The sequence below is a fragment of the Schumannella luteola genome (assembly GCF_013408685.1).
In the GTDB taxonomy this organism is placed as follows: domain Bacteria; phylum Actinomycetota; class Actinomycetes; order Actinomycetales; family Microbacteriaceae; genus Schumannella; species Schumannella luteola.
The window spans coordinates 3,071,139-3,083,065 of the sequence record NZ_JACBZY010000001.1; the positions used below are offsets into that span (position 1 = coordinate 3,071,139).

Consider the following 11,927-nt stretch of genomic DNA (forward strand, 5'->3'; position numbering starts at 1 on the left):
CCAGGATGCTCCCCAGCCCCGCAGGTAGCATGAGGTCACTTTTCCCGAACGGTGTCGAAGGAGATGTCGTGAACGAGACGATCGTGCCCCCTCTGGTCGAAGCAGACCCCGAGCTCAACACCACGGATCTGCTGCTGCACCGCCTGCGCGAGACGCCGGACAGCGTGCTGTTCGCCGTGCCGACCGCCGACGGCGGCTGGAGCGATATCACGACGCGCGAGTTCCACGCCCAGGTCGTCGCCCTCGCGAAGGGCCTCATCGGGGCCGGCATCCAGCCCGGCGAGAAGATCGGCTTCATCTGCACGACGAAGTACGAGTGGACGCTGATCGACTTCGCGACCTGGTTCGCCGGCGCGGTGCTCGTGCCGATCTACGAGACCAGCTCGCCCGCGCAGATCCGCTTCGCCCTCGCCGACTCCGGCGCGACGGCGATCATCGTCGAGACGGCCGAGCACTTCACCCGCTTCGACGAGGTGCAGGCCGAGCTGCCCGACATCACCCGCGTCTGGCAGCTCGGGCTCGGCGCCCTCGACAAGCTGCGCGCCGGCGGCACCGCCGTGACCGACGAGCAGCTGGAGGAGCGCCGCTCGGCCGCCCGCGGCGACGACCTCGCGACGCTCATCTACACCTCGGGCTCGACGGGCACCCCGAAGGGCTGCGTGCTCACGCATTCGAACTTCGTCGAGCTCAGCCGCAACTCGGCGCTCGGACTCGCCGACGTCGCCAAGGTGGGCGCGTCCACCCTGCTGTTCATCACGACCGCGCACGTCTTCGCCCGCTTCATCTCGGTGCTCAGCGTCTACGCGGGTGTGAAGGTCGGCCACCAGGCCGACACCAAGCAGCTGCTGCCCTCGCTCGGCAGCTTCAAGCCGAGCTTCCTGCTCGCCGTGCCGCGCGTGTTCGAGAAGGTCTACAACTCGGCCGAGCAGAAGGCCGAGGCCGGCGGCAAGGGCAAGATCTTCCGGGCGGCGGCGGAGACGGCAGTTCAGCACTCGCGGGCCCTCGACGCCGGCCGCGTGCCGCTCGGGCTCAAGATCAAGTTCGCCCTCTACGACAAGCTCGTCTACGGCAAGCTCAAGGCCGCCATGGGCGGCAACGTGCGGTTTGCGATCTCGGGATCGGCGCCGCTCGGCGTGCGCCTCGGCCACTTCTTCCGCAGCCTCGACGTGCGCATCCTCGAGGGCTACGGACTCACCGAGACCACCGCCCCGGCGAGCGTCAACCTGCCCGACAAGTTCAAGATCGGCACCGTCGGCCCCGCGCTGCCGGGCGTCGGCATCCGCATCGCGGCCGACGGCGAGATCCAGATCAAGGGCGTCGACGTCTTCAAGGAGTACTGGAACAACCCGGAGGCGACGGCCGCGGCCTTCGACGATGGCTGGTTCAAGACCGGCGACATCGGCACGCTCGACGACGACGGCTACCTCACGATCACCGGTCGCACCAAGGAGATCATCGTCACCGCCGGCGGCAAGAACGTCGCCCCGGCCGCCCTCGAGGACCCGATCCGCGCCAACCCGCTCGTGGGCCAGGTCGTCGTCGTCGGCGACCAGCGCCCCTTCATCTCCGCCCTCGTCACGCTCGACTCGGAGATGCTGCCGGTCTGGCTCAACAACGCGGGCGAGGCGGCCGACATGCCGCTCACCGAGGCGGCGACCAACCCGAAGGTGATCGCCGAGATCCAGAAGGCGGTGGATGCGGCGAACACCCGCGTCTCGCGCGCCGAGTCGATCCGCAAGTTCGTGATCCTGCCGACCGAGTTCACCGAGGCGAGCGGGCATCTGACGCCGAAGCTGAGCATCAAGCGCCAGGTCATCCTCAAGGACTTCCAGCGCGAGATCGCCGACCTGTACTCCACGACGACGGAGACGCGCGGGGTGTCGCTCGCGCACTGAGCGCGGCGCATCCGTCGCTCCGTCGACGAACGCGAAGGGCGCCCCGGCCGATCAGCCGGGGCGCCCTTCCGCGTCGTGCGTGCGGGATCGGATCAGGCCGCCCGGAACCAGTCGGCCTGACGCACCTCGCGCATCGCCTCGCGCTTCACCTCGGGGTCGAGCCCCTCGATGTAGAGCTTGCCGTCGAGGTGGTCGGTCTCGTGCTGCAGGGCCTGCGCCATGACGCCGTCGCCCTCGATCACGACCTCGTCGCCGGCCAGGTCGATGCCGGTCACCCGCGCGTGCGGGTAGCGACGCCGCGGGAAGTAGAAGCCGGGCACCGACAGGCAGCCCTCATCGACGATCTCGGGCTCGCCCCAGACCTCGAGCACGGGGTTCAGCACGTAGCCGATGTCACCGTCGACGTTCCAGCTGAAGGCGCGCAGGCCGACGCCGATCTGCGGCGCGGCGAGGCCGGCACGGCCGGGGATCTGCACCGTCTCGATCAGGTCGTCGACGAGCTGCTCGTTGCCGGGTGCGCCGACGCGCACCGGGTCGGAGACGGAGCGGAGCACGGGGTCGCCGAAGAGGCGGATCTGTCGTTCGGTCATCTCTCTCGCTGGGTCGGGAGGCCGTCCACGACCAGCGCCGCCAGGTGGCGGGCCGATTCGCGGGTGAAGGGCTTGAGGTCACGGAAGCGCACGACCGAGCCGGCCGCGAGCTCGGGGTCGTAGGGGATGCGCACGATCTCGCGCACGCGCGAGCGGAAGTGCGCCTCGATCTCCTCGAGCTTGACCAGGTTCGTCGCCTGGGTGCCCGTGTTGAGCGCGACGATCGCGTTGCGCACGAGGGCGCCGTAGCCGTTCGCCTCGAGCCAGGTGAGGGTCTCGCTGGCGAGGCGCGCCTCATCCACGCTGCCGCCGGAGACGATCACGACCGAGTCGGCGCGCTGCAGGGTAGCCCGCATGACGGAGTGCACGATGCCGGTGCCGCAGTCGGTCAGCGCGATCGAGTAGTAGCGCGCCACGAGGTCGGCGACGACGTTGTAGTCGTCTTCGTCGAAGGCCTCGGAGAGCATGGGATCGGTGTCGCTGGCGAGCACATCGAGGCGGGTCTCGTCGCGCGAGACGTGGCTTGAGAGCTGGCCGTAGTCGGTGATCGAGGGAGCGTGGTTGACGAGGTCACGCACGGTCGAGCGGGTGCGCTTCGGCACGCGCTCGGAGAGCGTGCCGCGGTCGGGGTTCGCGTCGATCGCGATCACGCGGTCGTCGCGCACATCGGCGAGGGCCATGCCGAGCAGGGTCGTCACGGTCGTCTTGCCGACGCCGCCCTTGCGGGTCATGACCGGCACGAAGCGGGTGCCGCCCTCGAAGGCGCGGGCGATGCGGGCCTCGAGCGCCTTGCGCTCGCGCACCTTCGCCGAGTCGCCGACGTTGACCAGATGGAAGGTCACCTCGAAGAGCAGACGCTGCCAGAAGCCCTCGGGACGGATGCGACGCGAGCCCTTCGGGTCGAGCAGCCGCTCGGCCGTGAGCATGGAGGCCGGCTCGGGCGCCCGCGAGGGCTCGCCGCGCAAGCGCTCGCGTCGGGTTCCGGAGTAGCTCGCCTCGGGCAGCGGCACGACGTCCGGCTGCACCTCGGGCTCCTCGACGACGCGCGGGGTGACGATCTCGACCGAGGTCGTGCCGAGCTGCACCGGAGCGGCGCTCGCGCGCGACGCGGACACGATCGCACCGTCGGCGGTCTCGACCACCGTGGGCGCGGGGTCCGCCGCGAGCGACGACGTCACGGCGGAACGCGGAGCGGGGGCTGTCGACGACGGCGTCGCGCCGGTCGCGAGCGGGCTCGCTGCGTCGGCCGACGACTCGGCGATCGGATCGACCGGAACGGTCAGACTCGCCGGCAGGTGCAGGGTGAGGTCGCGATCCTCGATGAGGTCGCCGACGTACTCGATCTCGTCGGACGACCCGGATGCCGTCGACGGACGTGCGCCCGCCGACGCGGCGCGCGCCGCGTCATCCGCGGCGTCGCCGCCGGGCGCGGCCCCGGCACCGGGGTCGCGCGGGGAACGATCTGCGCTCATGGAACGCCTCCTCTCCCTGCGCGGACCCCAGTGTAGGGCGCGGGATCAGCCCTCGACGACGACGAGCAGATCGCCGGCGTCGACCTGCTGGGTCTTCGGGATGGCCAGACGACGCACCGTGCCGCCCACGGGCGTGGTGATCGCGGCCTCCATCTTCATGGCCTCGATCGTCGCCACGGCCTGGCCGGGCTCGACCGAGTCGCCCTCGGCGACCTTGAGCGTCACGACGCCCGAGAACGGCGCCGGCACCTGACCGGGCTTCGAGCTGTCGGCCTTCTCGGCCGTGACCGTCTCGACCTTGATGCCGCGGTCGCGCACGTAGACGGGACGCAGCTGGCCGTTGAGCGTGGTCATGACCGTGCGCATGCCCTTGTCGTCGGCCTCGCCGATGGCCTCGAGACCGATCAGCAGCCGCACGCCCTGCTCGATCTCGACGACGTGCTCGACACCCGGCTTGAGGCCGTAGAGGTAGTCGATCGTGTCGATGACCGAGAGGTCGTCGAAGAGCTCGCGCAGCTGGTCGAACTGCCGCGTCGGGGCCGGGAAGAGCAGGTGATTGAGGCGCGCGCGGCGCCCGGCCGACGCGCCGTTCAGCACCTCGAGGTCGTCGCCCTCGAGCGGGGTGACGCCGATCTTGACCTCGCGGCCCGCCAGCACCTTCGAGCGCAGCGGCTCGGGCCATCCGCCCGGCAGGTCGCCGAGCTCGCCGGCCATGAAGCCGATGACCGAGTCGGGGATGTCGTACTTCGACGGGTTCTCGGCGAAGTCCTTCGGGTCGGCGTCGGCCGCGACGAGCGCGAGCGCGAGGTCGCCGACGACCTTCGACGAGGGCGTGACCTTCGGCGGACGGCCGAGCATCTCGCTCGCCGCCGCGTAGTAGTCCTCGATCTTCTCGAAGTGCTCGGCCAGACCCAGCGCGATCGCCTGCTGGCGCAGGTTCGAGAGCTGGCCGCCGGGGATCTCGTGCTTGTACACGCGGCCGGTCGGGCCGGGCAGACCCGACTCGAAGGGCTTGTAGGCGCTGCGCACGGCCTCCCAGTACGGCTCGAGGTCGCTGACGGCCTGGAGCGAGATGCCGGTGTCGCGGTCGGTGTGCGCGGTCGCGGCGACCAGCGCCGAGAGCGAGGGCTGGCTCGTCGTGCCCGACATCGGCGCGCTGGCCGCGTCGACCGCGTCGGCGCCGGCGTTGCTCGCCGCGAGCAGCGTCGCGAGCTGCCCGCCGGCCGTGTCGTGCGTGTGCAGGTGCACGGGCAGGTCGAACTCGCTGCGCAGCGCGCTGACGAGCTTCTCGGCGGCGCCGGCACGCAGCAGGCCCGCCATGTCCTTGATCGCGAGGATGTGGGCGCCGGCGTCCACGATCCGCTCGGCGAGCTTCAGGTAGTAGTCGAGCGTGTAGAGGTCCTCGGCAGGATCGAGCAGATCGCCCGTGTAGCAGAGTGCGACCTCGGCGACCGTGGTGCCCGTCGCGAGCACCGCATCGATCGCCGGACGCATCTGGTCGACGTCGTTGAGGGCGTCGAAGATGCGGAAGATGTCGATGCCGCTCGCGGCGGCCTCCTGCACGAAGGCGTCGGTCACCTCGGTCGGGTACGGCGTGTAGCCGACCGTGTTGCGGCCGCGCAGCAGCATCTGGATGGCGACGTTCGGCAGGGCCGAGCGCAGCGCATCCAGTCGCTCCCACGGGTCTTCGCCGAGGAAGCGCAGCGCGACGTCGTAGGTCGCCCCGCCCCAGGCCTCGACCGACAGCAGCTGCGGCGTCGTGCGGGCGACGTAGGGCAGCACCTGCACGAGGTCCTGCGTGCGCACGCGGGTCGCGAGAAGCGACTGGTGCGCGTCACGGAAGGTCGTGTCGGTCACCGCGAGCGCCTTCTGCTCGCGCAGGGCCTTCGCGAAGCCCTGCGGTCCGAGCTCGAGCAGACGCTGACGGGATCCGGCCGGCGGCGCGGTCGTGAGGTCGAGCTTCGGCAGCTTCTCGGCAGGGGCGATGAGGTGCGCGCCCTCGCCGTTGGGCTGGTTGACGGTCACGTCGGCGAGCCAGTTGAGCACCTTGGTGCCGCGGTCGCGCGAGGGGCGGCCGGCGAGCAGCTCGGGGCGCTCCTCGATGAACAGCGTGCTGAGGTCGCCCTTCGCGAACGCCGGGTCGTCGAGCACGCCCTGCACGAAGGGGATGTTGGTGGAGACGCCGCGGATGCGGAACTCGGCGAGTCCGCGCTTCGAGCGGGCGACGGCAGCGGAGAAGTCGCGGCCGCGGGCCGTCATCTTCGCCAGCATCGAGTCGAAGTGCGGGCTGATCTGCGCACCCGTCTGCACGGTGCCGCCGTCGAGGCGGATGCCGGCGCCGCCGGGCGAGCGGTAGTTCGTGATCTTGCCGGTGTCGGGGCGGAAGCCCGCAGCCGGGTCCTCGGTGGTGATGCGGGTCTGGATCGCGGCGCCGTGCAGCTGCACGGTCTCCTGCGACAGGCCGAGCTCGGCGAGGGACTCCCCCGCCGCGATGCGCATCTGCGACTGCACGAGGTCGACGTCGGTGACCTCCTCGGTCACCGTGTGCTCGACCTGGATGCGCGGGTTCATCTCGATGAAGACGTGCTGGCCGGCGCGCTCGCCGACCGTGTCGAGCAGGAACTCGACGGTTCCGGCGTTGACGTAGCCGATCGACTCGGCGAAGGCGACGGCGTCACGGTAGAGCGCGTCGCGGATCGACTGGTCGAGGTTCGGCGCGGGCGCGATCTCGACGACCTTCTGATTGCGGCGCTGGATCGAGCAGTCGCGCTCGAAGAGGTGCATCGTATTGCCGTGGCCGTCGGCCAGGATCTGCACCTCGATGTGGCGCGGGCGCAGCACGGCCTGCTCGAGGAACATCGTCGGGTCGCCGAAGGCGCTGTCGGCCTCGCGCATGGCGGCCTCGAGGGCCTCGCGCAGATCCTCGCGACGCTCGACGCGGCGCATCCCGCGCCCGCCGCCGCCGGCGACCGCCTTCGCGAACACCGGGAAGCCGATGCGGTCGGCCTCGCTGAGCAGCAGCTCGATGTCGGTCGTCGCCGGGCTCGAGTCGAGCACCGGCACGCCGGCCTCGATCGCGTGCTGCTTGGCGGTGACCTTGTTGCCGGCCATCTCGAGCACGCGGCTCGGCGGGCCGATGAAGGTGATTCCCGCATCCGCCGCCGCCTGGGCGAGGTCGGGGTTCTCGGAGAGGAAGCCGTAGCCCGGGTAGATCGCGTCGGCGCCGGAGAGCTTCGCGACGCGGATGATCTCGCTCACATCGAGGTAGGCGCGAACCGGGTGGCCCTTCTCGCCGATGAGGTACGACTCGTCGGCCTTCAGGCGGTGGGCGGAGTTGCGGTCCTCCCACGGATACACGGCGACGGTCTTCGCTCCGAGCTCGTATGCCGCGCGGAATGCGCGGATCGCGATCTCGCCGCGGTTGGCGACCAGGATTTTGTTGAACATTCGATCCTCTCCGATGCCTGGGTCCACCTTATTCAGTGCGCGCACCGCAGAAGACCACGCGCGGACGTTATGGTTTTGTGTTCTTTCAGATCCAGACCGATAAGTTGGTTCTCGTGCACGTACTCAGCGTCAGCTCCCTGAAGGGGGGCGTCGGAAAGACCACGGTGACGCTCGGTCTCGCCTCCGCCGCCTTCGCGAAGGGCGTCTCGACGCTGGTGGTCGACCTCGACCCGCAGTCGGACGTCTCGACGGGCATGGATGTGGCGGTCGCCGGGCATCTCAACGTGGCCGACGTCCTCGCCTCGCCGAAAGAGAAGATCGTCCGCTCCGCCATCTCGCCCTCGGGCTGGACGCGCGGTCGCCAGGGCACGATCGACGTGCTGATCGGATCGCCCTCGGCGATCAACTTCGACGGCCCGCACCCGTCGATCCGCGACATCTGGAAGCTCGAGGAGGCGCTCGCGCACGTCGAGAGCGAATACGACCTCGTGCTCATCGACTGCGCGCCGTCGCTCAACGCGCTGACGCGCACTGCCTGGGCCGCCTCCGACCGCGTCGCGGTCGTCACCGAGCCCGGCCTGTTCTCGGTCGCCGCCGCCGACCGCGCCCTCCGCGCGATCGAGGAGATCCGTCGCGGACTCTCCCCCCGCCTCCAGCCGCTCGGCATCGTCGTGAACCGCGCTCGCGTGCAGTCGCTCGAGCACCAGTTCCGCATCAAGGAGCTGCGCGACATGTTCGGCCCGCTCGTGCTGAACCCGCAGCTGCCCGAGCGCACCTCGCTGCAGCAGGCGCAGGGCGCCGCGAAGCCGCTGCACGTGTGGCCCGGTGAGAGCGCTCAGGAGATGGCGCACCACTTCGACGTGCTGCTCGACCGCGTCATGCGCACCGCGAAGCTGACGCAGGCTCCGGCGTAGCCGGGCAGCTCAGACAGACGAAGAGGCGGATGCTCGGCATCCGCCTCTTTCTTCGTCCCCGGCCCGTGAGCTGGTCGCCGCGGTCGTGCTCGTTCGAGCGTGCCCTGGTCATCCAGGGCGGGGAGGGTGGCCTCAGGAGGCCTGGGCCTTGCGGCCACGGCGGGCCGCGAGCTCGTCCTGCGGGTCCTCGGCGGAGACCGAATCGAGCTCGACCAGGCTGGTCTCGACCTCGCGCAGCACCTTGCCGACCGCGATGCCGAAGACGCCCTGGCCCTGGCTGACGAGGTCGATGACCTCGTCGTCGGAGGTGCAGAGGTAGACGCTGGCCCCGTCGCTCATGAGCGTGGTCTGGGCGAGGTCGTTGACACCGGCCTCGCGGAGCTGGTTGACCGCCACGCGGATCTGCTGCAGCGAGATGCCGGTGTCGAGCAGGCGCTTGACGAGCTTGAGCACGAGGATGTCGCGGAAGCCGTAGAGGCGCTGCGAACCGGATCCGGCGGCGCCGCGCACGGTGGGCTCGACGAGCTGCGTGCGAGCCCAGTAGTCGAGCTGGCGGTAGGAGATGCCGGCGGCGCGGGCGGCGACGGCGCCGCGGTAGCCGGCGGCGTCATCGAGCTCGGGGAGCCCGTCGGTGAAGAGGAGGCCGAGGTCGTAGCGCGGACCCTCGTTCCGACTGGCTTCGCTCATCGCCCGTTCCTAACCCTCAAGTTGAACCTGAACGTTCAGGTTCGTCGTGCTCTCACGGTACCCACCCAGGAACGCTCGGGCAACGACATTCCGCTCGAGCGGGCGGCGTGTCGCGGAAAGTTCTCCCCGACACCCGCTGCGCGCTACTGCAGCCGCGACAGCGCCGAGCGGATCAGGCTCGAGCGCACCACCTCGAGCTGCCCCGCGATCTCGCGCGCGAGCTCCGCCGCTTTGGCCCGGCTCGACGCGTCCTTGCGACGCGCGACCGGGATCAGAGCACTCTCGATCAGCCCCAGCTCGCGCTCCGCCGCGGCGCGGAAACCGCGCAGGTGACGGGGCTCGATGCCCGAACGCTGCAGCTCGACGAGCGACTTCAGCACGGTGAGCGCATCCTCGCCGTAAGTGTCGGCGGCGACGATGAGCGAGGCGCTCACCGCATCCTGCAGCAGCAGCGTGGTCGCGCCCGCCTCGCGGATCAGCTCCTCGCGGCTCAGCCGGCGCTCGGCCGCCAGCATCGACGGCGCCGACACCGGCACGCCGCTCGGCAGCACGGGCTCGCGGCCCGCATCCATCTCCTCCAGGTAGCCCCGGATGACCTTGAGCGGCAGGTAGTGGTCGCGCTGCATCGACAGCACGAAACGCAGCCGATCGACGTCGGCCTGCGAGAACTTGCGGTAGCCCGAGGCCGTGCGCGCCGGCGAGACGAGCTGGCGCTCTTCGAGGAAGCGCAGCTTCGACGGGCTGAGATCGGGGAACTCGGGGCTGAGCCGCGCGAGCACCTGGCCGATGCTGAGTTGAGGCGAGCTCCCCGGCTGACGAGCCGGGGACGCGGAGGACGCGGGCACTAGCGCGACGCCGCCGCGAGGTCGAGACGCGACGCGTAGAAGGTGAGGCGGAACTTGCCCACCTGCACCTCGGCGCCGTCGGTGAGCAGAGCCTGCTCGATGCGCACGCTGTCGAAGTAGGTGCCGTTCATCGACCCGAGGTCGCGCACCTGGAAGGAGGTGCCGACCCGCAGGAACTCGGCGTGACGACGCGAGACGGTCACGTCATCGAGGAAGATGTCCGACTCGGGGTGGCGGCCGACCGTGGTCACGTCGCCGTCGAGCAGGAACCGGGCGCCGACGTTCGGGCCGCGACGCACCACGAGGAGGGCGGAGCCCGAGGGGAGCGCCTGGATGGCCTCCTGCTCGTCGAGCGAGATGCCCTTCTCGAGAGCGGCCAGCTGGGCCCTGAAGTCCTCGGCGAAGTGGGCGGTGGTGTCCGCGCGGGCTGCCGAAGAGCTCTCGCCCGCGTTCTCCTGGGGCTGAGCTCCCTGCTGTCCGTCGACCATCGCGACCTCCCTCTTCTAGCGATCCAGCCTATCCGACGACGCCGGTGACGCCACCCGCGATCCCCGCACCAGAACGAGGGCCTGGCGCAGGTAGAGCAGACCTGCCCACCAGTACAGGAACGCGCCCCAGATCGCCGCGGCCCAGCCCACCGCCGAGGTGACGCCGGCCGCCTCGGGGAAGGCCGCGCCGAGCATGAGCACCGGGAAGGCGAACAGCAGGCAGAAGGTGCCCATCTTGCCGAGGTGATGCACCGGCAGCGGGCCGTGGCCGACGTTCGCCAGGGCGATGCCGATGCCGATCAGCAGCACATCGCGCCCGACGACGATCGCGAGGAACCACAGCGGCACGATGCCGGCGATCGCGATGCCCACGAGAGTCGACAGGATGAACAGGCGATCGGCGAGCGGATCGAGCAGCTGACCGAGGCGCGTGACCTGGCCGAAGCGGCGCGCGATGTAGCCGTCGGCGAAGTCGGTGAGGCTCGACACCGCGATGGTCACGACCGCCCAGGCGTACTCGCCTGCGATGACCAGCACCAGGAAGACCGGGATCAGGAGCAGGCGGAGGAAGCTCAGGATGTTCGGGATCGTCACGATCCGCGTGCTCACGCTCGTCACCTGGCCCCCTGTCGCACTGAGTCTAGTCATCCGTCCCGCCGCGTCCGGCCTCCGCGCGAGCGCTGCGGCGGGCGGCTCGGGCAGCCCGCACACGCTGGGCGAGCAGCCGGCGCAGCCACGCCGACCGCATCCGGTCGAGTCGTGTCGCGGCGCGCACGATGTCGGTCGAGAAGCCGCCCACCTCGGCGTCGAAGGCGGCGTCGTCGACGGCCGGGTCGATCGCGAGGGCCGTGAGCCGGCGCGCCGGCCGGCCGAGCTCGCGCTGCGCCACCGCGGCAAACGCGGCCGCCGTCGCGGCATCGCGCCACGACGATCGCCGCCAGTCGGTCGACGCGGTGATCTGGCTCGGGTGCATCCGATAGGCGAGCACGGGGGCGGCGTCTCGGGCGAGCCGACGCCCGGCGGCCGCGGCACGCAGCCAGAGCTCGTAGTCCTCGGCCGGCACCGCGGCGTAGCCGCCCAGGTCGTCGAGCACGGCCCGCGTCGCGAGCAGGGTCGGATGCGACACCGGGTTGGTCAGCAGCAGGTGCAGCCCGAAGGCCTCGGGGGTGATCGTGAGCGGAGCGGGGGGACGCACGCGGCGCGGCCGCTCGGAGAACTCGACGACGGTCGAGAACAGCAGTTCGGCACGGTGCCGGCGCAGGGCGCGCAGCTGCCGGGCGAAGCGGCCCGGCAGCACCAGGTCGTCGGCGTCCATGCGAGCCACGTAGTCGCTGTCCGCCAGTTCGAGCAGATGGTTCAGACCCCGCGCGACGCCGAAGGAGGTCTCGGCGCGCACGAGCCGGATGCGCGCATCCGCGATGCCGTCGACGATCGACGCCGTGCCATCGGCGCTCGCATCGTCGAGCACGAGCAGCTCGGAGTCACGAGGCATCGCCCGCAGCGTCGAGCGCACCGCCGCACCGACCGTGCGGGCGCCGTCGCGCACCGGAAGGAGCACGCTCAGCCGCGGCACGGCGGGATCCCTCCCC

Annotated in this window: 10 protein-coding genes; 2 read left to right on the forward strand and 8 right to left on the reverse strand. The window is 70.8% G+C overall.

Translation table 11 applies throughout. The features are described 5' to 3' along the window. The first annotated feature begins 29 nt into the window (after positions 1 to 29). Positions 30 to 1,895, forward strand: a complete 1,866-nt coding sequence (locus BJ979_RS13970; protein WP_218853503.1) for an AMP-dependent synthetase/ligase — start codon at positions 30 to 32, stop codon at positions 1,893 to 1,895. A gap of 92 nt (positions 1,896 to 1,987) precedes the next feature. On the opposite strand, the gene BJ979_RS13975 is transcribed toward BJ979_RS13970, so the two are convergent. Genes BJ979_RS13975 through BJ979_RS13985 form a run of 3 tightly spaced genes read right to left on the reverse strand, consistent with a single transcriptional unit; the run spans position 1,988 to position 7,404 of the window. After that, positions 1,988 to 2,485 carry a peptide deformylase gene (locus BJ979_RS13975; RefSeq protein ID WP_179568775.1) on the reverse strand — a complete coding sequence of 166 codons (498 nt, stop codon included), beginning with the start codon at positions 2,483 to 2,485 and terminating at the stop codon, positions 1,988 to 1,990. Then, positions 2,482 to 3,957, reverse strand: coding sequence for a MinD/ParA family ATP-binding protein (locus tag BJ979_RS13980; protein ID WP_179568777.1), 1,476 nt, complete (start codon positions 3,955 to 3,957; stop codon positions 2,482 to 2,484). Before BJ979_RS13980 ends, BJ979_RS13975 begins: the two co-directional genes overlap by 4 nt. A 45-nt stretch (positions 3,958 to 4,002) precedes the next feature. Further along, on the reverse strand, positions 4,003 to 7,404 hold the full coding sequence (locus BJ979_RS13985) for a pyruvate carboxylase (protein ID WP_179568779.1): 3,402 nt from the start codon (positions 7,402 to 7,404) through the stop codon (positions 4,003 to 4,005). 113 nt (positions 7,405 to 7,517) lie between these two features. Between BJ979_RS13985 and BJ979_RS13990 the strand changes: the two genes are divergently transcribed. Beyond that, positions 7,518 to 8,318, forward strand: coding sequence for a ParA family protein (locus tag BJ979_RS13990; RefSeq protein WP_179568781.1), 801 nt, complete (start codon positions 7,518 to 7,520; stop codon positions 8,316 to 8,318). A gap of 132 nt (positions 8,319 to 8,450) precedes the next feature. On the opposite strand, the gene BJ979_RS13995 is transcribed toward BJ979_RS13990, so the two are convergent. The 5 genes from BJ979_RS13995 to BJ979_RS14015 all read right to left on the reverse strand — a co-directional run bounded on the left by BJ979_RS13995 (position 8,451) and on the right by BJ979_RS14015 (position 11,911). After that, entirely contained in the window at positions 8,451 to 9,005 is a 555-nt protein-coding gene (locus BJ979_RS13995) for a MerR family transcriptional regulator (protein WP_179568783.1), read from the reverse strand. Positions 9,006 to 9,148: 143 nt separating this feature from the next. Beyond that, positions 9,149 to 9,850: a transcriptional regulator FtsR gene (gene ftsR, locus BJ979_RS14000; protein WP_179568785.1), complete on the reverse strand. Its 702-nt coding sequence runs from the start codon at positions 9,848 to 9,850 to the stop codon at positions 9,149 to 9,151. After that, complete coding sequence (locus BJ979_RS14005; protein WP_179568787.1) at positions 9,850 to 10,338, reverse strand: FHA domain-containing protein; 489 nt, start codon at positions 10,336 to 10,338, stop codon at positions 9,850 to 9,852. Before BJ979_RS14005 ends, ftsR begins: the two co-directional genes overlap by 1 nt. A 15-nt stretch (positions 10,339 to 10,353) precedes the next feature. Then, entirely contained in the window at positions 10,354 to 10,947 is a 594-nt protein-coding gene (locus BJ979_RS14010) for a CDP-alcohol phosphatidyltransferase family protein (protein ID WP_343046714.1), read from the reverse strand. Between the two features lie 31 nt (positions 10,948 to 10,978). Then, a complete protein-coding gene (locus BJ979_RS14015) occupies positions 10,979 to 11,911 on the reverse strand; it encodes a glycosyltransferase family 2 protein (protein ID WP_179568791.1) in 933 nt (310 codons plus the stop codon). Positions 11,912 to 11,927: the final 16 nt, after the last annotated feature.